Origin of the sequence: Leclercia sp. AS011, assembly GCF_037152535.1 — a bacterium.
In the GTDB taxonomy this organism is placed as follows: Bacteria; Pseudomonadota; Gammaproteobacteria; order Enterobacterales; family Enterobacteriaceae; genus Enterobacter.
This window is the reverse complement of the sequence record NZ_JBBCMA010000003.1, coordinates 268031-292510: the sequence shown is the minus strand read 5'-3', so window position 1 is coordinate 292510 and position 24480 is coordinate 268031. Positions and strand designations below refer to the sequence as shown.

Sequence of the window (24480 nt, the reverse complement as noted above, 5' to 3'; positions counted from 1 at the left end):
ATCACCTCCCGCCCTTCCGGCGGGAGGTTGGCTTTATGGCAAAGTAAAATGAGACTCGATAATTCCAAAAAATCCCTGTGGGCGCTTTTGGGCATATGTTTTTTGATGTGCATCGCATTGATGATAATTGGTGTTTTTTCTTGTCTGGTGAAAGGCTGGCTAATCTGGGATTTTGATAAGCCTTTTCCATTCGGAAAAGAGGAAATGATTACCATATTAAAAATCAGTGGCTTAGGAATGCCCGCAGGGATGGTGTTCTGGATTTTTGGTATCCGTTGATACTAAATTTTGGCTGACAACGCGCGGGTTATGGCTTCCTTTGCAGAGATTGCAAAAGCGTACCGGGGGATGAGTCCGGCTTTGTCCAAGTCCTTCCCGATACGCTGGGATGGAATTAGTGTTTCATTGGAAACCCGTCTGTGTAGATTTAAGCATCACTAAAGAGCTCATATGAGCTAATTTTCTGTCCGGAGGAAAGATGCGTGAATCGCAGGATATTTATAATGACATTGGTGCGGTATTGCTTTCGATCGCGCCTGAGGATGCGGTCAAAATCATTCTGAACGCAAAGTTAGAACCTGAAAGCGACTGTGGTGAGTTTACTTATGACTATGTTGATAATCAGGGTAACCAACATTGGGTTACTGAAACAGCGGATGCCAGTGCAAGACTTTTAGATCTTTTGGTCGAACTGAGGAATTTTTTCGTTGATAACGTTCAATCACTCGAAAAGCCCTTCTGGCAAAGCTGTGAGGTAACGGTAAATGTTGAAACACTCAGGATTAACATTGACTTTAATTATGAGAACTAAAAATGTCTATATTTTTGGAAAAACTCTTACCCGTTTGCAGTGGTGATATTTCCTCAGGAAAGGGGCAAAAACTACCCGCAGCTTTTCATGATTATCCTTTGATTGAGGATTTAATTAATTTATTAAATAAACGAAACGGATTTTATGGCTTTGAGTCAGCTCTACATGTTTTCCCTTTTCAGACAGACGGGGAAGAGATCGGCCTCATCGACTGGAATGATAATAGCTTATGGATTGAGTGTTACGATGATCTTGCTCGTAACGCCCTCTTCTTCGCTGAAGATGTTTTTGGCGGTCAATTTTGTATAAAACAAAAGGGAATATACTCTTTCGATCCTGAGACTGGCGCTTTTGAGTATCTTGCGCGAGATATAAACGAATGGTGTAAAATAATCATGGAAGATTATGATGTCCTAACAGGCTATCCCCTGGCAAACGCATGGCAAAAGAAGCATGGTCCAATACCAGTGGGTTATCGTTTAGTTCCCAAAGTGCCGTTTGTTGCAGGTGGCGAGTATGAGCCAGATAATCTTTATTTAGAAAAATCGACAGTGGCCATTAAAGCAAGAGCCAATATTGCATTGCAAATAAGAGATGTACCCGATGGCAGCAACATCCAGCTAAGGTTAATTGACAAGGATTAATACAGGGAGTCACAAATGAAACATCTTATCCCCGGCATCACTATTTTTCTGAGCGGATGCGTGGTGCTGGGCTTCGACCAGTGCGGGCCGCTTAAAGCGCCCACGGGAAAATGTAATTAAGTGCTCAACAATGACGGAATAAGGGATAGAAAAATATGCGCGATTCCCAGGCTATTTATAATGATATTGGCTCGGTCTTAATAGCCGCAGCACCCGATAACGCCGCAAAAATCATCGCGCGCGCTGAGCTGTCGCCCGAAGATGATCACTGCAAATGTGAATTTGATTATGTTTCCAGCACCTCAGGTGAGACAAACTGGTTTACTGCAGGCGCACAAGCTAATGCTGATTTGCTGGACCTTCTGGTTGAGCTGAGGAGATTTTTTGTTGATAACATCTCATCACAACAGCCCTCTTTCTGGCACGCCTGTGAAATAACGGTCGATGTTGAAACGCTCAGGATCGTTATTAACTTTAAATATGACAACTAAGCGCCAGACCCTACCAATATAGGGGAGGCAAATTCCAGGACTATTCCGGCCTTTAAGATTATTCCCTATTTCATCCCCTGGCAAAAAAACCAACAATTTTATCGCTTTATTTGCGGTGGCGTATCTCCAGCATGGTTTGGGGATATATCTGGCTTCATCTATAAAAAACGACAACATGGATTACGGAAAATGAAAAAAATAGCTCTGGCGGTATGGGTTGCGGCAACTCTGACAAGCGGCGCGGCTCTGGCGGATAATCAGACCGTCTCTGTGGGTTATGCGCAGAGTAACGTTGAAGACTTTAAAAATATTCGTGGCGTGAACGTTCAGTATCGCTATGAGTGGGATTCCCCGGTCAGCCTGGTGGGTTCATTTACCTATATGAGCGGCGATCAGGACGAGCATTATTACCTCTTCTCTGACTCCGTTAAAAACCATATCGAAGTGAAATACTACTCCCTGATGGCAGGCCCGGCTTATCGCCTGAATGAGTTCGTTTCCCTGTATGCGCTGGGCGGTGTGGCCCGCGTGAAAGCTGACGGCCACACGACCTGGGTGAACGGCGGCGACAACTATACCCAGCGCGACGGCATCGATGACAAATCCACTTCCTTCGCCTACGGGGCGGGCCTGCAGTTCAACGCCACGCCTGAACTGGCGATCCACGTCGGTTACGAAGGCACCACGGCAGACCTGGGTGATGATTACGGGATCAACGGCTGGAATGTGGGCGTAGGTTATCGTTTCTGATTGGTGCGGCCTGATGCCTTACCCGGCCTACGGGTCGGTGCGGTTCGGGGTTTTGTAGGCCCGGCAAGCGCAGCGCCGCCGGGCGTTACAGACCGCACTATTCCCCGGCTTGCATAATATGGGCGATAAACTGGGTTAATTTCGGCAAAGGCCGTAAGTCCTGACGCCACAAAAGATGCACCGGTCGGGGTTGTGGTGTGTAACCTTCTAACACGCGTATAAGCCGACCACTCGCCAGCTCGTCCGCCACCAGCACCTCCGGTTGCAACAGCAATCCCGCCCCGGCAATCGCCGCCATCCGCAGCCCGTACCCGTCGTTGCAGCGCAAAATCGCATCGCGCTTCCAGCGCACCTCCCCTTCCACGCCCGGCAGCCGCCACTCGTTGCGCGCGGTCCAGACCGTGTGGGACAAACAGAGATGATCCACCAGATCGTCCGGCGTTTGCGGCGTGCCGTGACGGGCTAAATAGTCCGGCGCGGCGCAAATCACCATCCGGTACGGGCAGAGGTATTTCGCCACCAGATCCTCGGTGTGGATGTCGCCAATGCGGATTGCCAGATCCACCCCCTCCTCCACCAGATCGACCATCCGGTTAGTGAGATCCAGCTCGACGCGTACCTCCGGGAAACGCTGCAAAAAGGTGGCGGTCAGCGGGGCAATCACGCACCCGCCGAACGAGGTGGGCGCGGTCACCCGCAGCGTGCCCGCGGGGGCGGTACGCAGGCGCTCCACCGAGCTTTCGGCGATGGCGACCTGCTCGAGGACCCGCTTTGCCTCGTCAAACCAGACCCGTCCGGCGTCGGTCAGACTCTGACGGCGGGTATTGCGCTCCAGCAGCCGGGTGCCGAGCCGGGCCTCCAGTTGCGCGATGTACTTTCCGACCATCACCGCCGACATCTCCAGCCGCGCGGCGGCCCCGGTGAAGCTGCCGCTCTCCACCACCGCGATAAAAGTCTCCATGCCGCGAAATTTATCCATATTACAAACCCCTGGTTAGCAATGTTCTAACTTTAGCCCAGTTTATCTGCCTTTTTATTTATTAAACAATGAGGGCTCACAACACACAGGAGTCGGCTATGAAAATCGTCATTATTGGTGCCAGCGGTACGGTCGGTCAGGCCGTTACAGAAGAGTTGAGTCGTCGTCATGAGGTTATTCGCGTAGGTCGCACGAAAGGCGATCATCAGGTGGATATCACCTCCCAGGCCAGCGTGCAGGCGCTGTTCGAGAAGATCGGCCCGGTGGATGCGATTGTTTCCGCCAGCGGCGGGCTGCACTTTGGCCCGCTCTCTACCATGACCGACAGCCAGTTTAACCAAGGGTTACAGGACAAATTACTGGGTCAGGTGCGGCTGGCGCTGACCGGGCAGCACTACCTGAATGAAGGCGGATCGATAACCCTGATCAGCGGGATTGTGGCCCACGAGCCCATTGCCCAGGGGGTGAATGCCACCACGGTAAACGCTGCGCTGGAGGGCTTTGTCCGCGCCGCCGCCTGCGAGTTACCGCGCGGGATCCGCATCAACCTGATTAGCCCGACGGTGCTCACCGAATCCGCCGAAGCCTACGACGGTTTCTTCCCGGGCTTCGAAAGCGTGCCCGCCGCAACCGTGGCCCTGGCCTATCGCCGCAGCGTGGAGGGAGTGCAGAGCGGGCGGGTGTATAAGGTGGGTTACTGAGGATATCCGGGGCGAGTCGGCCTCGCCCCGGTCAGGGTCAGAGCCTGCGGCGGATTTTTTCCACCATCGCCGCGGTGGAGATCCCGTAGCGGTCGTGCAGGGTCGGCAGCGCACCGGCGTCGAGGAAGGCATCCGGCAGGGCGACGGTATCAAAATCGACGTGCACCCGGTTACGCATCAGCAGTGACGCCACCGCCTCACACAGGCCACCCACGCTACTGTGGTTTTCCGCCACCACCACCAGCCTGCCCGGCTTCGCCGCCTGCGCCAGTATGGTCTCTTCGTCTAGCGGCTTGATGGTGGGCGAGTGGAGCACCGCCACGCTGATGTTGTCTTTACGCAGCTGCTTCGCCGCCTCCAGCGCCCGCATGGTCATCAGGCCGGAGGCGATAATCAGTACGTCGCTTCCCTCCTCCAGCAGCGCGGCTTTGCCGATTTTGAACTGGTAGTTGTACTGGTCCAGCACCACCGGCACCTTGCCGCGCAGCAGGCGCATATAGACCGGGCCATCGTGCTCTGCCATGGCCGGCACCGCCTGCTCGGTGTCTATCGCGTCACAGGGATCGATAATCGTCATGCCCGGAATGCCGCGCATGATGGCGAGATCTTCCGTCGCCTGATGGCTGGGGCCGTAACCGGTGGTCAATCCCGGCAGCGCCGCGCAGATCTTCACGTTCAGGTGCTCTTCGGCAATCACCTGATGAATAAAATCATAGGCGCGGCGGGTGGCAAACACCGCGTAGGTGGTGGCGAAGGGAATAAAGCCCTCTTTCGCCATCCCGCCGGCAGCGCCCATCAGCAGCTGTTCCGCCATCCCCATCTGGAAGAAGCGTTCCGGGTGCGCCTGGGCAAAGATATGCAGGTCGGTGTATTTCGACAGATCCGCCGTCATGCCGACGATCTCCGGGCGCTGCTCTGCCAGCTTCACCAGCGCGTGGCCGAAGGGCGCGGCGCGGGTCTCCTGCCCCTCTTCGGCAATAGAGGCGATCATCGCTGAGGTGGTTAAACGCGGTTTTTTCTCGGTGGTCTGGCTCATCACTGCACTCCTTCCGGTTTGTTCGCGTCCAGCACCGCGAGCGCTTTTTGCCACTCGTCAGCGTCCACGCGGATAAAATGGTTCTTGTCGCGCTGCTCAAGGAAAGGTACGCCTTTGCCCATCAGAGTGTCGCAGAGGATGACGCGGGGCTGATTCTCCGGATAGCGCTTCGCGTTATCAAACGCCGCCACCAGCGCCGGCACGTCGTTGCCGTTGACCCGCTGCACGTACCAGCCAAACGAGGTCCACTTATCTTCCAGCGGCTCAAAGCCGAGGATTTTGTGCGAGTTGCCGTCGGCCTGTTGGCGGTTGATATCCACCAGCACGATCAGGTTCGACAGGCCGTGGTGGGCGGCGGACATCGCCGCTTCCCAGGTGGAGCCCTCGTCCAGTTCGCCATCGGACATGGAGTTCACCACCCAGGCATCACTCCCCTTGTGCTTCAGCCCCAGAGCCATACCCACGCCGATGCTCAATCCCTGCCCCAGCGAGCCGCCGGAGATCTCCATGCCCGGCGTATAGGTGGCCATGCCGGACATCGGCAGGCGGCTGTCGTCGGAGCCGTAGGTCTCCAGCTCCTCTTCGGGAATAATGCCCGCCTCGATCAGCGCCGCGTAGCAGGCGATGGCGTAGTGGCCGTGGGAGAGCAGAAAGCGGTCGCGCCCTTCCCACTCCGGCTCGTCGGGCCTGAAGGTCATGCCGTGGGCAAAGGCGGTGGCCAGCACGTCCGCGTAGCCCAGCGCCTGGCCGATATAGCCCTGCCCCTGCACTTCGCCCATCCGCAGGGCGTAGCGGCGGATGCGCCACGCGGCGGCGGCGACCTGTTGAATCGTGGTATCAGTCATAATCCTGTCTCCTTAGTGGATCAGCATGCCGCCGTTGACATCGAGGGTGATGCCGGTGGAGTAAGAGGAGAGATCGCTGCCGAGGAACAGCGCGGCGCGGGCGATATCCTGCGCGTCGCCGAGGCGGTTAAGCGGAATGCCCGCCAGAATGGCGGTTTTCATCTCGTCCGAGAGTTTGCCGGCGGTGATGTCGGTCTGAATCAGCCCCGGGGTGATGCAGTTAACCCGCACGTTGTCCGGCCCCAGTTCGCGGGCCATCGCCTTCGCCAGCCCCAGCACGCCCGCTTTGGCGGCACTGTAATGCGGCCCGCCGAAGATGCCGCCGCCGCGCTGGGCCGACACCGAGGAGATGCAGACGATGCTGCCGGACTGCTGGGCGCGCATGGTGGGAATGACGGCCTGGGACATTAAGAGCGTGCCGCGCAGGCTGACATCCAGCACCGCGTCATAGTTTTCGCGCTTAATATCCATCAGCTTAATAGGCTGGGTGATGCCGGCGTTATTGACCAGAATATCGATCCGCCCGTATTTGCCCAGCACCTGCTCGATAGCGGCGTTAACCTGCAACTCGTTGCTGACGTTCGCCGCCAGCCCCAGATGCCCTTCGCCCAGGCTTGCCGCCGCCTGCTTACTGGCCTCTGCATCTAAATCAATAATGACCACCTTCGCGCCCTGTTCGGCATAGAGTTTTGCCGTGGCGAACCCCAAACCGCGTACGGAAGCCGCGCCGGTAATAACGGCGACTTTATCTTTCAGTAGCATATATTTACTCCATAATATTGAGAGGTGTTTAATTTATTATTTCGGCTCTTCCAGCAGGGTAATCATTAATAATCCAATGGCTGCGCAAATACCGAAATAAATAAAGACGGAATTAAAACTTCCTGTTTTATCCAGCAGATAACCCGCCAGCATTGGCGAAACAAATCCGCCGAGATTACCGCCGCTGTTAATAATGGATGCGGCGATGGGATAGGTTTTACTGTCCGCTACCGCCATGCCGTAGGCGGTAAAAGCGGGCCAGCCGATATTCAGGCACAGGCCAACAAAGAAGAGTCCCATGCACACCGCCACGGTGCTTTGCGGAATATTGAGCATGATGACCATCATCAATACGGTGCTGATGGCGGTAAACATCATGGTCGGCTTACGGCGGCGCCCCAGCAGCTTGTCCGAAACATAGCCGCCGAAAATCGCCCCGATAAAGCCGCCGATGCAGGGCATGCTGGCCACCAGCCCCATGCTCATGAAGGTAAAGCCTTTCTCTTTGACCAGGTAGAGCGGGATCCAGGTCAGCAGACCGTAGAGCACGCTCACCATCATGAAGTAGGCCACGCAGTCGCCAAGTATATTCTTCGAGGTGAAGAGCCCTTTCACCGTGCCTATCGGGGCCAGCTCGCGCACACGAATCAGCCGGTCGAGCCGGTTAAAGCGCGGTTCAATCACGATGTTTTCCCGGCGGGTTTCCGCTGCGTTTTGTCCCCCGACGATGGTCTCCAGCTCGGCTTTAGAGACCATCGGGCTCTCTGCAGGACGGGTACGCACCAGCAGATACCAGAGCACGGCAATCACCAGCCCCGGAATGGCGAAGGAGAAGAAGACCCAGCGCCAGCCCCAGGTCATGGCGATCCACACCGCCAGCGGCGGCACCAGGATTGGCGCAAACATGGTGGCGGCGATATAGACGCCGGTGGCGGTGGCTTTCTCCTTCGGCGGGAACCAGTTATTGATGGTGGAGGCCAGCCCCACCGGGCAGGGTCCCTCCGTCAGGCCGAGCCCGAGGCGGATAAACTTCAGCCCCAGCACCGAGGTGGCGGTGCCCATCAGCCAGGTGAAGGCAGAGAAGCCAAATATCGACAGTGCCACCATGCCGCGAATGCCTTTTTTAGCAATAAAAAAGCCCGCCGGGATCTGGCTCAGGGCATAACCTAAAAAAAACATGCTGGCGATGGCGCCGGCCTCGAAATTATTGATATGAAATTCATCGATGATAAAAGGAAGTACCGCGCCAATATTGGTTCTGTCTGCATAATTAATGGCATACACAATAAATATTAACGCCAGCACCACGAAGCGGTAATTGGTTTTTTTAGTGGCTATGTAGGGGACAGCTTGTTCTATACGAGACATGTTTTACCTCATTATTCGAACAACGTGAGTCGTTTTAATTTCGCGTTCAAACTCAATATATCGGCTTACGTTTGAAACACCATTCAATAAAACTCATTTATTGCTGAGATAAATTTGATTCGCGAAGTGTGTCATAAAAATAACGGCTTCGTTTGTGGGGATATCGGTTTTTCGAAAAATGTGGCGGCGATCCTGTTTAATCCATTCAGCCGCAATAATATTGCCGCTGGAGGGCCTGGATGTTATGTTTTTTTACCGCAACATCCTCAAGGAGAACCGGTTATGCCCGCGCAGGATCGCCAGACGCTATCCATCCCTTCGCTGCGAAACATTCAGTCTTTTATTGCGGTCGCTAACTCCCTGAGCATTCACCTGGCGGCCGAGCAGCTGAACGTCACCCCTTCGGCGGTGAGCCATCAGATCGCCTCTCTGGAGTCCTGGATGGGCAAAAAGCTGTTTATCCGCAGCGGCAAGGGGGTCACCCTGACGCCTACCGGAGAGAAGTATCTGCGGGAGGTCTCGGCGGCAATGAGCGCCATCGGGCGCGCCACCGAGCAGGTGATCAAAGAGAAGGAGAACGCGGTGCTGCGCGTGCACTCCTCCCCGACCTTCGGTTTATCCTGGCTGCTGCGCCGCCTGGGCAAGTTCCGCGCCGAATATCCCGATATCATCCTCAACCTCACCTGCTCTTATGAGAACCTGCAGTTCGCCAGGGATAACATCGATATTGATATTCGCCACGGCATCCCGGACTGGGACGCCTACCGGGTGATGACCATTAAAAATGATGCACTGGTGGTGCTGGCCTCGCCGGATTACCTGCGTGAGCATCCGGTACCGTCTCCGCAGGCGCTCTTACAGCAGGAGCTGATTTCATCCACCAGCACCCTGGTGAACTGGGAGAAGTGGTTCGCCTGGCACAATATCGACCGGCCCTGGCTCAACTTCAGCCTGAGCTTCGATCGCTCTTATATGAGCTTTGAGGCGGCGCGCATGGGGCTGGGATTTATTCTTGAAAGCAAAATGATGGCCACCGATCACCTGAACGATGGCTCGCTAGTGCAGGTCCTGCCGGACAGCATGGGGATCGCCATTAACGCCCATCACCTGGTGATGCCGCACATGAACGAGCGCAGCTGGAAGATCCAGCAGTTTGTCGAGTGGATTGACCGGGAGTTGCGGCTGTCGGGCTATCATCTGTAATGCCGGGTGGCGCTTCGCTTACCCAGCCTACAAAAGCCGCGAATCGTAGGCCGGGTAAGGCGTAGCCGCCACCCGGCACAACATCAGCCCACCGTACCCCACACCAGGTTGCCGTTATGGAAGGTCGCGGTGCGCGGGGAGATGCGCGCTACCGCTTCGGCGGAGCAGGAGGCGTCCACCAGCACAAAGCTGGCGGCATCCCCGGCTTTCGGCCATACGCGTTCGCCTTTGTCGTTCAGCGGCAGCACGTCGCCGGTGGCGATACCTAAAGCGCGGGAGAGCGTCTGCTCGTTCGGGCGGATATAGAGCTGGGCATAGAGGTTGGCTTTTTCCAGCATGTCACCCAGACCGTACGGCGACCAGTGGTCGATCACGCTGTCGGTGCCCGTCATCACAAACACCCCTTTATCCCGCAGCTGCTTGAGCGGCATATGCAGGGTGCCAATCGGCACGGTGGAGGCGATGGTCACCTGCTGCGCAGCCATGCGGGTGGCGATCTCGTCCACCTGCTGCTCGTTAAGCGTCGCCAGGGCAAAGGCGTGGCTGATGGTCAGCTTGCCCTTCAGCTCGGGGGTTTTCTCCACGGTTTGCACCATGTAGTTCACCGCCGCGACGCCCGCCGGGCTGGTTTCGTGCAGGTGAATATCGACCCCTTTGTCGTAATCCAGCGCAATCTGGAACATCAGGTCGAGGGACTTCTCCATCGCGCCATCGACGTTCGTCGGGTCCAGCCCGCCGACGTAGTGCGCCCCGGCCTGCATCGCCTCGCGCATCAGCTTTTCTGAATTCGAGAGCAACAGCCCGTGCTGCGGGAAGGCGACGATTTCACAGTCAAAGCCGGGTTTACGGCGCGATAAAACCGCCTGCAAATTCTCGAGGTTCTTCAGCCCGGAGGTGGGCTCGATGTTGCAGTGGCTGCGGGCGATGGTGGAGCCCTTCGACTGGATCAGGTCGATCAGCTTTTCCGCCCGCTCCTGGGTATAAGGTTGCAGTTCCGGGAGCAGTTTTTGCTCGAGGCGGATCATGTCCTGAATGGTGGTGCCCGCCGGGCGGTTGAGCGAGCGCCACGGGCCGCCGTAAAAGGTCTTATCCAGATGGATGTGCATGTCGCGCATCGCCGGGAGCAGCAGCTTGCCGCCGCCATCGTAGTGCGGCAGCGTGGCGTCGGCGTGGCTTTTATTGTCGCGCAGGGCGACGATTTTCCCGTCGTGAATCTCCAGCGTTTTCAGCTCGGTGCGGGTGCTGGCGGCTACGTCGCCGTCGAAATTAAACCCGGCCTCCAGCAGCACGTTGTCCAGATAGTAATGTGTCGCGGTGATGTTCATCGGTTTGCCCGTCTCGCAGGTCGGTTTTGCGGTGTCAGCAGCATACGCGACGGATCCGGTCGCGCCAAACAGCGCGCAGGCGGTGGCAGCGGTGGCGATTTTGCCGCTCTGGCTGAGAAACTCCCGGCGGCTTTTATTTTCACTCATTGTCTTGTCCTTTTATTGTCTCGCGGCGGGCGGAAAGCCCGCCGGGGTTAAGCCAGGATATGGGTCCCGGTCTCGCCACGCAGCGCCGCAGGCAGGCAGTCCGGCGAGGTGATGATCACCCGCGTGCCGCCGTGGTGCAGAAATTCCAGCGAGGCGACGATTTTCGGCAGCATACTGCCCGCCGGGAAGTGGCCCTCTTCCATGTAGCGCGTCATCTGCGCCACGCTCACCGTCTCCAGCGCCTGCTGGTTGGGCTTGCCGAAGTGGATGCACACCTTCTCGACGCCGGTGGTGATCACCAGCACGTTGGCGTGGATCTCGCGGGCCAGTAGCGCGGTGGAGAGATCTTTGTCGATCACCGCATCCACGCTCTGGTAGTCGCCCTGTTCGGTACGCACCACCGGAATGCCGCCGCCGCCCGCGCCAATCACCACAAAGCCTTTTTGCGTCAGGGCTTTGATGGCGTCGGCTTCGACGATGCGCACCGGCTGGGGCGAGGCCACCACGCGGCGATATCCCCGACCCGAATCCTCGACGAAATGCCAGTCGGGATGGGCGCGTTGCAGTTCATCCCGCTGGGCTTCGCTGAAGAAGGCGCCAATCGGTTTAGTCGGGTGGGTAAAGCCGGGGTCGTTTTTATCGACCTCAACCTGGGTGACCACCGTCACCGCCTTTTGCTCGCCGCGGGCGGCGAGGCGGTTGTTGAGCGCCTGCTGGATCAGGTAGCCGATCCCGCCCTGGGTATCGGCCACGCAGTTCGCCAGCGGGGTCAGGGGCAGCCCTTCCCGCTCGTGGGCGATTTCCGCCCGGCGCAGATCCAGCCCCACCTGCGGCCCGTTGCCGTGGGTGAGGACGATGTCATAGTCCGAGGCCAGCATCTCCAGCACCGATTCCGCGACCGCTTTCACCGCCTGCGCCTGGTGCTCAATCGACTGGCTGGCGTTGTCTTTGATAATGCTGTTGCCGCCGATGGCGACGACCATAAGCTCTTTCATAGGTTTTCCTTCGCAACAGGGGCAGGTTCAACGCTCGCCGCTTCACGGCTATCGAGGTAGTGTTTCACCACAAACATGCCGCTCATCATCAGGTAGGCGGTGACGAAGGTCAGGGAGCTGCCCTCGGCGAAGCCGACCACCGGAGCGTGGATCACCCCGAACAGAGCCAGCAGCGCACCGACCGCGGCGGCGACCGCACCGCGCAGCGGTTTGTTGATGATGGCGAAGATGGCGATACAGCCCCACAGCATGCTGGCGAGCGGTGCGCCGTTGCCGAGATGCATCAGCCCTTCGTAGTAGATCCCTTTGCTGTGCAGCACGTCGGTACCGATCTTCGCCGCGTTGGTGCCCGCCGCCCCCATCACGCTGTTCATCATGGTCAGCGCCCAGTTGGCGATCCACGGGAACAGACAGATAAAGATGACGGGCACCTCCACTTTGGGCGTCTCCCTCACCACCTGGTTGGCGGTGACCACGCCGATAAACACCAGAATCGGCACGATGGCGGTCATCGGGATGATGGCGAGCATAAAGGCCCCCAGCCCGAACAGCGGCACGATGAACATGGTCACGCCGGAGGCCAGCGTGTAGCCGATGCTCGCCCCCATCGCTTTCCAGCCCGCGTGGCCGACGTAGACCGTCACCGGGAACGGGTTGCCCATCAGGCAGCCGAGCATCGATGCCAGACCGTTGGCCAGCATTACCTTGCGGGTCGGGTACTCATCTCCCGCCGCGTGGGCGCTTTCGATGTTCTCGAGGTCAAAGATGTAGTTCGCCAGCCCCAGCGGCACGGCAGAGGCCAGATACGGCAGCGCGTGCGGCAGCCCCTGCATAAAGCTGTCGATATGCACTTCCGGCGGGTTAAAGCCGAAGGAGGACATCGAGGCCTTGATCGCTTCCGGGCTTTGCAGGCCGGAGATCCACGCCAGCGCGGTACCGGCGATCAGCAGCAGCAGACCGGTCGGGATGCGGGCGAAGATCGGCTTTTTGCCAAACCAGTTGATGAAGATCAGCAGCAGCACGATGAACGACACCGTCGGCGCTTCGAACGCCTGCAGCATCGGGTTCATCGCCAGCAGCAGCAGACCCAGACCGGAGAGGCACGACAGCAGCACGGTACGCGGGATCATCTTGCGGATAGTTTCCCCGAGGAAGGAGCCGCCCGCGAGGATCATCGCCTCCACGAAGCACCACACCAGACCGATCTGGATGGCGAAATCCGCGTCGCCGGTCTGCTGATAGACCGGCATCAGCACCAGGAAGGTCACGGTAAAGATCGACGGGGCGCTCGGCCCCGACGGCAGTGCGGTCACGTCGTTACGCCCGGTCTGGCGCGCCATCTGCAGGCCGAACCACGCGTAGCAGACGCTCGCCACCAGTACCGCCAGCCCGAAGGCTGGCGCAATACGTCCATAAACAATCTCTTTCGGGATGCCGACGACAAAAATGAGCAGCCCCATCATGGTCAGCAGGTTCGTCAGGTTGTTGGTCATTAACCCGAAGTACGCCGCCCAGTCACCTCTTTTCCACTCCAGTTTCATGCTTTTCATGGATGCTTACCTTATAGGAAGTAGCGATCGCGGAAGGTTAACAGCGCCTTTTCAAAACAGCTAAACGGCGGGTGAACGATGCCCGCCCCAATCATGCCGATCCCGGCGTCCTTGTGGGCAATCGCGGTGTTGATCACCGGCAGAATGCCGCTGCCCGCGACTTTGGTGATGTCGATGGCGGTGGGAATGCCCATAAACGACAGCAGCGGAATGGTGACGTTGGGGTTTTCGCCGAGGGTGATCTCACGCATCTGGCGGGAGAAGTCGATGGCTTCTTCTACCGTGCCGCCTACCAGGGCGACAATCGCCGGGGCCGTTGCCATGGCAAAACCGCCGATGCCGTAGGTTTCGGTGATGGCGCTGTCGCCGATATCCAGCCCGGAGTCTTCCGGCTTATAGCCCGCGAACATCGGGCCAATCACCTGCTGCGCCGGGCCGGTGAACCACTGCCCCGGCAGGCCGGAGATGCGCAGGCCAAACTCGTAGCCGTTGCGCGCCATGGTGGTGACCACGGTGCTGTACTCGATGTCGTGGGCTGCGTCCAGCGCGGCTTTGCACATCGCCATCCAGGTCGGGCCGGAGAAGTAGTCGCTGCTGGCGACAAACTCGAACACCTGGCGCTGCTGTTCCACCGGATAGCCCGCCTGGATCAGCCCCGGCGTCAGGGCCTGGATCAGCAGCGTGGTGCCCGCGTTGTTGCGGTTGTGGCACTCGTCGCCCATGTGCAGGGCCTGGGCCAGCATCAGGCGCAGGTCGATTTCGCCGATGATCTTCATGGCGTCGCGCAGCATCGGGCCGAGCACGTCGCGCATCCAGTTCAGACGGTCAATGACGCTCTGGTCGTTGGCCCCCATGCGCAGGATCTTCGCCATCTGCTCGCTGAGGTTGGTGAACGCGCGGTTGCCGTAGGTTTTGTTCTCAACGATGTGCATAAACATCGATGCCGAGGTGACGCCCGCCATCGAGCCCACGCAGTCGTGCTCGTGGCACGGCGAGAAGGTGATGTCGCCTGAGGCCGCCAGCCGCGCCGCGTCGTCCAGGTCTGTCGCCAGCCCTTCAAACACCAACGCCCCGGTGACCGCGCCCTTCATCGCGCCGCACATGTTTTCCCATGCCACCGGCGGACCGGCGTGCAGGATGGTGGCGCGGGTCATGCCCGGCACTACGTTGATGGCCTGATCGAAGCCCACCAGCACCGGGTGGGACTGGATAATGCGCTCCAGCGCAATCTTGTTAGCAGCAGCGATTTTCTCCGCCAGGGGTTTAGCCGCCAGCTGATCGAGAGCTTCCACCACCTGCATATTGCCCTGCCCCGGCGGGGTCCAGTCGAGGTGGGTAACCGGGACGTGCTGTTTTTTCAGGTCGTCGCTGAACATCGCAATGCCGACGTTAATTACGTTCAGCGGCTGGTTAAATAAGGTGGTCATTATGCTTTCTCCCCTTTGCAGACAAATTCACGTGCCAGTAATCCGGTGTTGGTACTGCTGCTGGCCCAGATCACGCCCGCATCGGTCAGAAGCTGGCACTGCTGGGTCAGGGACGGGGTATCCTGGTCGGTGCCGAGCACGTAGCCGAGAATTTCCAGAGGACGGTTATCCGCCTTCGCAATGGCCTGCGCCTCCTTGATCGCCTCGATCATCACGCCCACCGGATCTTCATGGGATCCGAACCCGAGGACGAAGTCCATCACGATGACGCCCACCTCCGGATCCCGCGCCTCCTGCAGCAGGCGGCTGATGCGGTTGGTCGGGTCGATCATCGGGTGCGGCTTGCCGTTGGTGAAGTCGTCGTCGCCAAAGTCGAGGAAGGTGTGGGCCTGGCTGACGTTGATATCACTCAGGCGCTTAGCCGGATCCGGCTGAATGTTGCTGTAGACGTCGTCGTACTTTTCCAGCGCGGCGAACATGGCTTCGTCGCACAGGGTGCCGCCGCAGAACAGACCGCGAATGTACTTCTGCTGCGGGGTCAGGCGGGCGCGTACCTCTTCGATCAGCGGCCAGTTGAGCGGGTGCAGATCCAGCGACTCTTTTTTGATGCCGGTGAGCAGAACCGCTTTCAGCGCCGCCTCTTTGGTGCCGCGGGCAAACTGCAGGCCCTCTTCATCGGCAGGAGGTTGATTGCGACCGAGGAAGCAGACCACCACCGGTTTGCGGCAGGCGCGGGCGCGGGCCAGCACTTTTTCAGCCACCGCAGGGGCTGGGGGTTTGGAGATCAGGGCGATGACCTGGGTGGCGTCGTCCGCCTCCAGCATGGCGATGGCGTCGAGCATCATCAGGCCGCCGATTTTTTCACTCAGATCGCGCCCGCCGGTGCCGATCAGCTGGGAGATCCCGCCGCCGAACTCGTGGATGCGCGCGCTCAGCTCCTGGCTGCCGGTGCCGGACGCGCCGACGATACCAATCGGCCCGCGGCGCACCGCGTTGGCAAAGCACAGCCCGGCCCCGTTAATGATGGCGGTGCCGCAGTCTGGCCCCATCATCAGCAGCCCTTTCTCGTGGGCCAGCTGCTTGAGCGCCAGCTCGTCGTCGAGGGAGACGTTATCGGAGAACAGCATCACGTTGAGATCGTTCTCCAGCGCCTGACGCGCCTCGCGGGCGGCAAAGGTGCCGTTGACGGAAATCACCGCCAGGTTGGCGTCAGGACGGTGGGTTTTGGCGCTGGCGAGGGTGGCGTAGCGCGCTTCATGGCTGCCCGCGCTCTCTTTACGGGTGAACAGGGCTTCGATGGCGGCCAGGGTTTCGTCGTTGGCGGCCTCGCCTTTAATGACGATCATCAGGTCGCCGTTTTTGGCCTCTTCTAATTCCGGGGTCAACAGGCCGAGATTTTTTAAGACGCCTTTATTCATTTCGGTAGCCATGGCGACAAAGGCCTGCTCCACGCCGGGCAGTTTATTGGCTTTGGTGGAAACCGACATCAGCGATACGGAATCAAAATAAGTATTCTTTTTTATAACGATTTTGCTGGGCATAACGTCCTCCTGGATGCGGGCAAAAGGGGGCCACATCACGCCCGCAGGCATGATGGAAAAGGCTGGTTTTCGTGCAGGCCAGCGCGAAACGGCTGGCCGGGGGTATTACGCGCCGGCGGCGATCAGCAGATCGGCGATCTCGCTGAAGCCTTTTTCCCGCGCCAGTTCGAGGGGGGATTTGCCGTATTTGTCGGTCATGTGCGGGTTGGCGCCGTGGTCGAGCAGCAGCTTGACGATGGCCTGCTGGCGGGCACCGCCGTCATTGAGGACGATGGCCTCCAGCAGCGGCGTCCAGCCCACGAAGTTGGTGTGGTTGACGTTGATGTCGGTGTGGGTCAGCAGCTCCTGCACCACCTCCAGATGGCCTTTTTCGCTGGCCGGGGTGATGCCCACGCCGCCAAAACGGGTCAGGCGGTCGAGGTCCGGCCTGGCTGGCAGCACCAGGCGCAGCAGGGTGAGATCGTTGGTCAGGCAGCTGATGAGGAACGGGTTGAAACAGGTCTGATCCTGCTGGTCGATATTGGCCCCGGCGGCAATCAGCAATTCCACGCAGGGATAATGTTTATTCAGGCTGGCAATAATAACGGCGGTTCTTTTCTGTCGGTTGGTGGCGTTAATATCCACCCCTTTCTCCAGACAGGCTTTTAATGCGTCGGCATTTCCCTGTTCGGCGGCTAGCAGAAATTCAGTAACGAGCTCATTGCTGGACATATCCACACTCCTGGTTTTCCTTTCTGATGGACTGAGCATAGCAACGGCCTGGTCAGAAAAGAATCCGCTTAAAAAGGATTCATCGACAGCCAATTCATTATTGATGTAAATTCAACAGTGGAGTCAAAACGTGCGTCTGTGCAACCTTTTCCTTATGTTTTACCGCTTTTTAAGCCCTTAAATTGCATTCTGCTTATGTTTACGCAGCCCTTGCGCCGCGCGGCCCGCAGCAAATTAGCAGAACTGTGACCGGCGTCAAATGCGTTGTAACTACTTTGTTAAAATATGTTCAAAACTGATGGGTGCCGGGAGCCATAATATGAATTCCATCTTTACCGAAGAGAACCTGCTGGCCTTTACCACTGCGGCGCGTTTTGGCAGCTTCAGCAAAGCCGCCACCGAGCTGGGGGTGACCACCTCGGCCATCAGCTACACCATCAAGCGGATGGAGACCGGCCTCGACGTGGTGCTGTTTGTGCGTAACACCCGCAGCATCGAGCTGACCGAATCCGGCTTCTACTTCTACCGCAAAGCCATAGACCTGCTGAATGACTTCCACGCCATCAAGCGCGGGATCGACACTATCTCGCAGGGGATTGAGACCCGGGTGCGGATCTGTATCAACCAGCTGCTCTACACCCCACGCCATACCGCCCGCCTGCTACAGGTGCTGAAAAAGCAGTTCCCCACCTGCCAGATCACCGTCACCACCGAGGTGTATAACGGCGTCTGGGATTCGATCATCAATAACCAGGCCAATATCGCCATCGGTGCGCCGGATACCCTGCTCGACGGCGGCGGGATCGATTACACCGAGATTGGTGCCATCCGCTGGGTGTTCGCCATCGCCCCGGAGCACCCGCTGGCGCTGGCACCGGAGCCGCTGGCCGAGAGCCAGCTGCGGCTGTACCCCAATATCATGGTCGAAGACACGGCGCATACCATCAACAAAAAGGTGGGCTGGCTGCTGCACGGCCAGGAGGCCATTCTGGTCCCGGATTTTAATACCAAGTGCCAGTGTCAGATTCTGGGCGAAGGGATTGGGTTTTTACCGGAGCATATGGCGAGAGAGGCGGTAGAGGCGGGATTACTGGTGACGCGGCGCATTAACAACCCGCGCCAGGACTCGCGCATGCTGCTCGCCACGCAGCATGCGGCTACCGGTCAGGTCACCCGCTGGATCAAACAGCAATTTGCCCCTGACGGGGTGCTGACCGGGATCTACAGTGATTTACTGTGGCGAAATTAGCTGCGGCTCTGCACCCAGAACGCGTGGATAAGGCCGGGAATATAGCCCAGCAGCGTCAGGATGATGTTGAGGATAAACGCCCAGCCGAACCCTTTGCCGATCAGCACGCCAAGCGGGGGAAGCAGAATAGTGATAACGATACGCCAGAAACCCATAGATTCTCCATACAAGCAGTCAGGTCATTGTAACAAAAGAGATTTTACCTCTAAGCGTAGCGAGTCTACGCAGAGCTGCCACCGTTGGCGTGGAGTTTTACCCTCTTTTACCCTCTTTACGCAGCTTTAGGCTGGAAATTCAGGAGTATTCCGTCCGGGACGCTGTACCCTGCCCTGCGCCTGGGCTAATGTTAGGGTCGAAACCATCACGAGGAGATAACTATGTTTTCTGTAGGCGATTATGTACAACCGCGCATGGGCGGCCCGAAACTGAAAGTGATCGAAGTGCATGAAGATCAGGTTGTCGTGGTGCAGGCGAGTAACGAGCAGGGGGAGAAATTTACCCTGAAAGCAGCGGACGTAACGCTGTATAAAGAAGAGGGTGATTTTGGCGTCTGCTAAGCAGCGGCTACCGGGCGGGGTTATTCCGCCCGATATACAGGGATTAAATCAGGAAATCATCCAGTGATTTACCTTCTGCCAGAGCCATAGCAATTGGCTTCGGCGTACGACCCTGACCGGTCCAGGTTTTTTCCTGACCGTCGACATCGGTAAAGCGATATTTTGCCGCACGCGCCTGGCGTTTTTTCGGCTGTGCCGGGGTGTTCAGCAGATTGGAACCCAGCAGATCTTCTGCTGAAATACCGTCGGCTTTCATTTTCTCCAGCAGGGCGTTAATTTTCTCACTCTGCTCGGCACGCTGCTGTTCGACTTCAGCCTGTTCATTACGTTTTTCTTCCGTGACGATGCGCAGCTTTTCGAGCATGTCTTCCAGCACTTCAAGCGAGAATTCACGCGCCGCGGCGCGAAGAGTACGAATATTATTAAGAATCTGTAATTGCGAAGTCATATTAAATGAAAACCTTTTCAAGTCGATAAAATAAGCAATAGCGGCCATGGTAATTCATTTGTTTATGAACATCCAGACAACAGAGCACGAAAATATAATTTATGTCAAATTAAATGAAATAAAGAAAATATAACGCGCGATGCTTCACTTTTTGTATGATTTATCCTGATAAACAGTTTAATGATTATTTAATTCCTGAACGTTTTAAGGGAAATTGACGAATCACGCATACCCATTCAGTTATGGTGCATAAAACCAATACCGCCTTTTCAGATTTTCTCGCTGACCAACCTTAAATTGACAGCATAACCGGCAAGTAAAATGCAGCACCTTTTCCCTCCCGGCACAGCACATGCCAGTCGTTGAAAAATAAAAACGCAACATCTTGTTTATAAATGAAAAAACAAATAACCGAAGAGAAAATGCCGCCGCGCTGGCAAAACCGATTCGTTTAGAGAATTTTAGGGACAAAACGCCTTTAAATAAAAATTTATCGCTAATTGTAGGTTTCAATGCAGAGAGATACGCTATACACGAAAAATAATCCAAACTAAAGCACTAACCCAACCTGCTTTAGCCTCTCTGTTATACGACCTTCAAGGAGTCAGGACATGTTCTCTCGGCAGTCTCGCCTGCGTCACGCGGTAGCGGATACCTTTGCCATGGTGGTCTACTGTTCGGTGGTGAACATGCTGATTGAAATATTCCTCTCCGGAATGAGCTTCGAGCAGTCGCTTTCTTCCCGTCTGGTGGCCGTTCCGGTGAATATCCTTATTGCATGGCCATACGGTTTCTATCGCGATGCGGTGATGCGTCTTGCCCGTCGCTATTCGCCGACAGGCTGGATGAAAAATCTGGCGGACGTGGTGGCCTATGTCACTTTTCAGTCACCGGTGTATGTCGCGATCCTGCTAACGGTAGGTGCCGACTGGCATCAGATCGCCGCGGCGGTCAGTTCCAATATCGTGGTGTCGATGATGATGGGTGCGGTCTACGGCTATTTCCTCGATTACTGCCGACGTCTGTTTAAAGTCAGCCAGTATCATCAGGTCAAGGCGTAAACCACAGCGACTGGCGAAAGCCAGCCGCGTTGTTATTGCGCGTCGCCAAACAGGCCTTTCAGAAAGCGTTCCAGCGCCATGCGGGAACTGAAGCCATGCGGAATACCATAATGTTCCTGATTATTGCCCCCTAAATAGAGCGGGAACTGCTGATAATGGTCGCTGGTTTTTATCTCTGAAGCAGGCTCCGCAAAGGAAAGACTTCTCTCTTTCAGCGTCGGGTGAATGATCAGCGCCGTGCGCCCCATACGGGCTTCGCGGTTCACATAAACATAATTATCGCCACGACGGTACCCGTATGCTCTTGGGGTTACCACATCCACGGTAAATCCCGCTTTTTCAAGTTCGCGCGCAACCTCATCGGGTCGTAAATACATATTCTTTCCTCGTTATCATTTCCTGCGGGGCAACCTTACCGTATTGAGCATTAGCAGGGCTTTCAGAAAAATCCATAAACGGCCTGATAAGCCGTGACCGGCTTCAGATATTAAAAAGGTGGTCTAAACTGTTAATTACCGCAAATACAAGGGAGAAGCATATGTTTAACCGTTCAAACCGAAACGATGTTGACGACGATGTTCAGGATATCCATAACGATGTCAGGAAATTAGCGGATTCGCTGGAAAGCGTATTGAAATCCTGGGGATCGGATGCGAAGGACGAAGCGGACGACGCCCGACGTAAAGCTAAATCGCTGCTGCGTGAAACCCGTGACCGTCTGCAGGGTCGCTCCACCGGCAAGCAGGCCGCCTGCGATGCCATCGGCTGCGCCAGCACCTTTATCCGTGAACGTCCAGTGTGTGCGGTAGGGACCGTCGCTGCGGTGGGGATCTTTATCGGCGCACTGCTCGCCCTGCGTAAATAATCTCCGATCCGGCTCTATCCTCCTTTGCCCCCATGCCCTGCGGTGTGGGGGTTTTTCTTTTTTAAGTCCGCAAGCGCCCTCTCCCGCTAATCCCATCACCGGCAGATAATCTCGCTGAAATTCCCATATCTTGTATGGTTGAAACTTACGACAACTACATCTAGTATTCCCTTTAGCAAGACAGACTCCTGGTGACGCCCTAACTGGCGTCGGAATCCTATTCTAGATGGAAATACGAATCATGCGCATTATTATTTACACTCGAAACGACTGTGTGCAGTGCCATGCCACCAAACGCGCGATGGAGAGCCGCGGCATCGCCTTTGAACTGGTGAATGTTGACCTGGTGCCGGACGCGGCTGAGACCCTCCGCGCCGGGGGATTTCGTCAGCTGCCGGTGGTGATCGCCGGGGAGACACGCTGGTCCGGTTTTCGTCCGGACCTGATTAACCGTCTGCCCCAGCCTGCCCAGGCCGCCCGGGCATGAGCCTGCTCGTCTACTTCTCCAGCAGCTCGGAGAACACGCACCGCTTTATCACGCGCGTCGGGCTGCCCGCCGTGCGCATCCCGCTGAACGAGCGGGAGCGGATCCAGGTAGACGAGCCTTTTATTCTGGTGGTGCCCAGCTACGGCGGGGGCGGAACGGCCGGGGCGGTACCGCGTCAGGCGATCCGCTTTCTCAACGATCCGCATAACCGGCGGCTTATCCGTGGGGTGATAGCCGCCGGCAACCGTAACTTCGGCGAGGCGTTTGGCCGCGCCGGGGATGTCATCTCACAAAAATGCGGCGTGCCGTACCTGTATCGCTTCGAGCTGATGGGGACGGAGCAGGACGTCGACAACGTGCGTAAAGGAGTGAACGAATTTTGGCAACGACAACCGCAGAGCGCGTAATGCAGCGATCGACCGATTTCCATGCGTTGAACGCCATGCTGAACCTGTACGATCGCGACGGGAAAATCCAGTTCAGCAAAGATCGTGAGGCGGTGGACGCCTTTTTTAACGCCCACGTCGACCCTAACAGCATGACCTTTGCCAGCCCGCAGGCGCGTCTCGATTATCTGGTCAGCGAGAGCTATTACGATCCAAAGGTGCTGGCACGCTTCGATCCTGCCTTCGTGCTGGCGCTGTTTGCTCACGCCCACGCCAGCGGTTTTCGTTTCCAGACCTTCCTCGGCGCATGGAAGTTCTACACCAGCTACACGCTGAAAACCTTCGACGGCAAACAGTATCTCGAACACTTTGAGGATCGGGTGGTGATGGTGGCCCTGACCCTCGCCCAGGGGGATGAATCCCTCGCCCGCCAGCTCACCGACGAGATGCTCGCCGGACGCTTCCAGCCCGCGACGCCCACCTTCCTCAACTGCGGCAAGGCCCAGCGCGGGGAGCTGGTCTCCTGCTTCCTGCTGCGTATTGAAGACAATATGGAGTCAATTGGCCGCGCCGTGAACTCGGCGTTACAGCTCTCCAAACGCGGCGGCGGAGTGGCGTTTTTACTCTCGAACCTGCGGGAAGCGGGCGCGCCGATCAAGCGGATTGAGAACCAGTCCTCCGGGGTGATCCCGGTGATGAAAATGCTGGAAGATGCCTTCTCCTACGCCAATCAGCTGGGGGCGCGCCAGGGGGCCGGGGCGGTCTATCTTCATGCCCATCACCCGGATATCCTGCGGTTCCTTGATACCAAACGGGAAAACGCCGACGAAAAAATTCGCATCAAAACCCTGTCGCTGGGGGTAGTGATCCCGGATATCACCTTCCAGCTGGCGAAGGAGAACGCTGAGATGGCGCTGTTCTCCCCCTATGACGTGGAGCGCCTCTACGGCAAACCCTTTGGCGATGTGGCGGTGAGCGAGCTGTACGACACGCTAGTGGCGGATCCGCGGGTCCGTAAATCCTGGCTCAACGCCCGGGAGTTCTTCCAGCGGCTGGCGGAGATCCAGTTTGAGTCCGGCTATCCGTACATCATGTTCGAAGACACGGTGAACCGCGCCAACCCCATTGCCGGGCGCATTAACATGAGCAACCTGTGCTCGGAGATTTTGCAGGTCAACAGCCCCTCGACCTATGACGAGGATCTGGACTACACCCGGGTCGGGCACGATATCTCCTGCAATCTGGGCTCGCTGAACATTGCCCACACCATGGACTCCCCGGACTTTGGCCGCACCGTCGAGACCGCGGTACGCGGCCTGTCGGCGGTGTCGGACATGAGCCACATCCGCAGCGTGCCGTCGGTGGAGGCCGGGAATGCCGCCTCCCACGCCATCGGCCTCGGACAGATGAACCTCCACGGCTATCTGGCGCGGGAGGGGATCGCCTACGGCAGCCCGGAGGGGCTGGATTTCACCAACCTCTATTTCTACACCATCACCTGGCACGCCCTGCATACCTCGATGATGCTGGCCCGGGAAAAGGGGCAGCGCTTCGCGGGCTTTGACCAGTCGCGCTACGCCAGCGGGACGTACTTTGATCAGTATCTGGAGAACGACTGGCAGCCGAAAACGGAGAAGGTGCGCGCCCTGTTTGCCCGGGCGGGCGTGACCCTGCCGACGCGGGAGATGTGGCAACAGCTGCGGGAGGACGTGATGCAGTACGGCATCTACAACCAGAATTTGCAGGCGGTGCCGCCCACCGGGTCGATCTCGTATATCAACCATGCCACCTCGAGCATTCACCCTATCGTCTCGAAAATTGAGATCCGCAAAGAGGGTAAAACCGGGCGCGTCTACTACCCTGCCCCCTTTATGACCAACGACAACCTGGCCCTGTATCAGGACGCCTATGAGATTGGCCCGGAAAAGATTATCGATACCTACGCCGAGGCGACAAAGCACGTCGACCAGGGGCTGTCGCTGACGCTGTTCTTCCCGGACACCGCCACCACCCGCGATATCAACAAAGCGCAGATCTACGCCTGGAAGAAAGGGATCAAGACCCTGTACTACATTCGCCTGCGCCAGCTTGCGCTGGAAGGCACCGAAACAGAAGGCTGCGTGTCCTGCGCGCTGTAAGGA

At 57.3% G+C, this 24480-nt stretch carries 28 protein-coding genes; 14 read left to right on the top strand and 14 right to left on the bottom strand.

What is annotated here, in order from left to right:
- Positions 1 to 48: 48 nt before the first annotated feature.
- The 5 genes from WFO70_RS15980 (at position 49) to WFO70_RS15960 (ending at position 2696) form a co-directional block, all read left to right on the top strand.
- The gene (locus WFO70_RS15980; RefSeq protein WP_337017433.1) at positions 49 to 279 is read left to right on the top strand and encodes a hypothetical protein; all 231 of its coding nucleotides are present in this window, start codon (positions 49 to 51) and stop codon (positions 277 to 279) included.
- 199 nt (positions 280 to 478) lie between these two features.
- Positions 479 to 811, top strand: a complete 333-nt coding sequence (locus WFO70_RS15975) for an immunity protein YezG family protein (protein WP_337017432.1) — start codon at positions 479 to 481, stop codon at positions 809 to 811.
- A gap of 2 nt (positions 812 to 813) precedes the next feature.
- The gene (locus tag WFO70_RS15970) at positions 814 to 1455 is read left to right on the top strand and encodes an SMI1/KNR4 family protein (protein ID WP_337017431.1); all 642 of its coding nucleotides are present in this window, start codon (positions 814 to 816) and stop codon (positions 1453 to 1455) included.
- A 155-nt stretch (positions 1456 to 1610) separates the two neighbouring features.
- Complete coding sequence (locus tag WFO70_RS15965; protein ID WP_337017429.1) at positions 1611 to 1946, top strand: hypothetical protein; 336 nt, start codon at positions 1611 to 1613, stop codon at positions 1944 to 1946.
- A gap of 189 nt (positions 1947 to 2135) precedes the next feature.
- A complete protein-coding gene (locus WFO70_RS15960; protein ID WP_337017427.1) occupies positions 2136 to 2696 on the top strand; it encodes an Ail/Lom family outer membrane beta-barrel protein in 561 nt (186 codons plus the stop codon).
- A 97-nt stretch (positions 2697 to 2793) separates the two neighbouring features.
- Here the strand turns inward: WFO70_RS15960 and WFO70_RS15955 are convergent, their stop codons facing one another.
- Positions 2794 to 3675 carry a LysR family transcriptional regulator gene (locus WFO70_RS15955; protein WP_337017426.1) on the bottom strand — a complete coding sequence of 294 codons (882 nt, stop codon included), beginning with the start codon at positions 3673 to 3675 and terminating at the stop codon, positions 2794 to 2796.
- A gap of 98 nt (positions 3676 to 3773) precedes the next feature.
- Between WFO70_RS15955 and WFO70_RS15950 the strand changes: the two genes are divergently transcribed.
- Positions 3774 to 4376: a short chain dehydrogenase gene (locus WFO70_RS15950; protein ID WP_337017425.1), complete on the top strand. Its 603-nt coding sequence runs from the start codon at positions 3774 to 3776 to the stop codon at positions 4374 to 4376.
- Between the two features lie 37 nt (positions 4377 to 4413).
- On the opposite strand, the gene WFO70_RS15945 is transcribed toward WFO70_RS15950, so the two are convergent.
- From WFO70_RS15945 to WFO70_RS15930, 4 genes are read right to left on the bottom strand one after another with little or no spacing between them, the layout of a single operon-like run.
- The gene (locus WFO70_RS15945; protein WP_114385895.1) at positions 4414 to 5412 is read right to left on the bottom strand and encodes a transketolase family protein; all 999 of its coding nucleotides are present in this window, start codon (positions 5410 to 5412) and stop codon (positions 4414 to 4416) included.
- Positions 5412 to 6257, bottom strand: a complete 846-nt coding sequence (locus WFO70_RS15940; RefSeq protein ID WP_337017423.1) for a transketolase — start codon at positions 6255 to 6257, stop codon at positions 5412 to 5414. The genes WFO70_RS15945 and WFO70_RS15940 overlap by 1 nt, the downstream gene beginning before the upstream one ends.
- 12 nt (positions 6258 to 6269) lie before the next feature.
- On the bottom strand, positions 6270 to 7019 hold the full coding sequence (locus tag WFO70_RS15935) for an SDR family NAD(P)-dependent oxidoreductase (protein WP_337017421.1): 750 nt from the start codon (positions 7017 to 7019) through the stop codon (positions 6270 to 6272).
- A gap of 36 nt (positions 7020 to 7055) precedes the next feature.
- Entirely contained in the window at positions 7056 to 8387 is a 1332-nt protein-coding gene (locus WFO70_RS15930) for an MFS transporter (RefSeq protein ID WP_337017419.1), read from the bottom strand.
- 282 nt (positions 8388 to 8669) lie between these two features.
- Between WFO70_RS15930 and WFO70_RS15925 the strand changes: the two genes are divergently transcribed.
- On the top strand, positions 8670 to 9590 hold the full coding sequence (locus tag WFO70_RS15925; protein WP_337017418.1) for a LysR substrate-binding domain-containing protein: 921 nt from the start codon (positions 8670 to 8672) through the stop codon (positions 9588 to 9590).
- Positions 9591 to 9673: 83 nt separating this feature from the next.
- Here the strand turns inward: WFO70_RS15925 and WFO70_RS15920 are convergent, their stop codons facing one another.
- From WFO70_RS15920 to WFO70_RS15895, 6 genes are all read right to left on the bottom strand, one after another.
- Positions 9674 to 11062, bottom strand: coding sequence for an amidohydrolase family protein (locus WFO70_RS15920; RefSeq protein ID WP_337017416.1), 1389 nt, complete (start codon positions 11060 to 11062; stop codon positions 9674 to 9676).
- Positions 11063 to 11109: 47 nt separating this feature from the next.
- Positions 11110 to 12057, bottom strand: coding sequence for a carbamate kinase family protein (locus WFO70_RS15915; RefSeq protein ID WP_337017414.1), 948 nt, complete (start codon positions 12055 to 12057; stop codon positions 11110 to 11112).
- Complete coding sequence (locus WFO70_RS15910) at positions 12054 to 13607, bottom strand: xanthine permease (protein ID WP_337017412.1); 1554 nt, start codon at positions 13605 to 13607, stop codon at positions 12054 to 12056. The genes WFO70_RS15915 and WFO70_RS15910 overlap by 4 nt, the downstream gene beginning before the upstream one ends.
- A gap of 11 nt (positions 13608 to 13618) precedes the next feature.
- Positions 13619 to 15034 carry a DUF1116 domain-containing protein gene (locus WFO70_RS15905; protein ID WP_337017410.1) on the bottom strand — a complete coding sequence of 472 codons (1416 nt, stop codon included), beginning with the start codon at positions 15032 to 15034 and terminating at the stop codon, positions 13619 to 13621.
- Complete coding sequence (gene fdrA, locus WFO70_RS15900; RefSeq protein WP_337017408.1) at positions 15034 to 16575, bottom strand: acyl-CoA synthetase FdrA; 1542 nt, start codon at positions 16573 to 16575, stop codon at positions 15034 to 15036. Before fdrA ends, WFO70_RS15905 begins: the two co-directional genes overlap by 1 nt.
- Positions 16576 to 16680: 105 nt before the next feature.
- Complete coding sequence (locus WFO70_RS15895; protein WP_337017406.1) at positions 16681 to 17286, bottom strand: ankyrin repeat domain-containing protein; 606 nt, start codon at positions 17284 to 17286, stop codon at positions 16681 to 16683.
- A 319-nt stretch (positions 17287 to 17605) separates the two neighbouring features.
- Here WFO70_RS15895 and WFO70_RS15890 point away from each other — a divergent pair, with 319 nt between their 5' ends.
- Positions 17606 to 18535, top strand: a complete 930-nt coding sequence (locus WFO70_RS15890; protein ID WP_337017404.1) for a LysR substrate-binding domain-containing protein — start codon at positions 17606 to 17608, stop codon at positions 18533 to 18535.
- On the opposite strand, the gene WFO70_RS15885 is transcribed toward WFO70_RS15890, so the two are convergent.
- Entirely contained in the window at positions 18532 to 18690 is a 159-nt protein-coding gene (locus WFO70_RS15885) for a YqaE/Pmp3 family membrane protein (RefSeq protein ID WP_333855073.1), read from the bottom strand. The genes WFO70_RS15890 and WFO70_RS15885 overlap by 4 nt on opposite strands.
- 222 nt (positions 18691 to 18912) lie before the next feature.
- On the opposite strand from WFO70_RS15885, the gene WFO70_RS15880 reads away from it, so the two are divergent.
- Entirely contained in the window at positions 18913 to 19092 is a 180-nt protein-coding gene (locus tag WFO70_RS15880) for a hypothetical protein (RefSeq protein ID WP_337017400.1), read from the top strand.
- 43 nt (positions 19093 to 19135) lie between these two features.
- Here the strand turns inward: WFO70_RS15880 and stpA are convergent, their stop codons facing one another.
- A complete protein-coding gene (gene stpA, locus WFO70_RS15875; protein WP_337017398.1) occupies positions 19136 to 19540 on the bottom strand; it encodes a DNA-binding protein StpA in 405 nt (134 codons plus the stop codon).
- Between the two features lie 611 nt (positions 19541 to 20151).
- Between stpA and alaE the strand changes: the two genes are divergently transcribed.
- On the top strand, positions 20152 to 20601 hold the full coding sequence (gene alaE / locus WFO70_RS15870) for an L-alanine exporter AlaE (RefSeq protein WP_337017397.1): 450 nt from the start codon (positions 20152 to 20154) through the stop codon (positions 20599 to 20601).
- A gap of 32 nt (positions 20602 to 20633) precedes the next feature.
- Here alaE and WFO70_RS15865 read toward each other — a convergent pair whose 3' ends face one another.
- Positions 20634 to 20978: a DUF2002 family protein gene (locus WFO70_RS15865; RefSeq protein WP_337017395.1), complete on the bottom strand. Its 345-nt coding sequence runs from the start codon at positions 20976 to 20978 to the stop codon at positions 20634 to 20636.
- Between the two features lie 161 nt (positions 20979 to 21139).
- Between WFO70_RS15865 and WFO70_RS15860 the strand changes: the two genes are divergently transcribed.
- The 4 genes from WFO70_RS15860 to nrdE all read left to right on the top strand — a co-directional run bounded on the left by WFO70_RS15860 (position 21140) and on the right by nrdE (position 24477).
- The gene (locus tag WFO70_RS15860) at positions 21140 to 21466 is read left to right on the top strand and encodes a DUF883 family protein (RefSeq protein ID WP_337017393.1); all 327 of its coding nucleotides are present in this window, start codon (positions 21140 to 21142) and stop codon (positions 21464 to 21466) included.
- Between the two features lie 226 nt (positions 21467 to 21692).
- Positions 21693 to 21953 (top strand): glutaredoxin-like protein NrdH, encoded by a 261-nt coding sequence (nrdH, locus tag WFO70_RS15855; RefSeq protein WP_337017391.1) that lies wholly within the window; start codon positions 21693 to 21695, stop codon positions 21951 to 21953.
- Positions 21950 to 22360 (top strand): class Ib ribonucleoside-diphosphate reductase assembly flavoprotein NrdI, encoded by a 411-nt coding sequence (nrdI, locus tag WFO70_RS15850; RefSeq protein WP_337017389.1) that lies wholly within the window; start codon positions 21950 to 21952, stop codon positions 22358 to 22360. The genes nrdH and nrdI overlap by 4 nt, the downstream gene beginning before the upstream one ends.
- Positions 22333 to 24477, top strand: a complete 2145-nt coding sequence (gene nrdE, locus WFO70_RS15845) for a class 1b ribonucleoside-diphosphate reductase subunit alpha (RefSeq protein ID WP_337017387.1) — start codon at positions 22333 to 22335, stop codon at positions 24475 to 24477. Before nrdI ends, nrdE begins: the two co-directional genes overlap by 28 nt.
- Positions 24478 to 24480 lie beyond the last annotated feature (3 nt).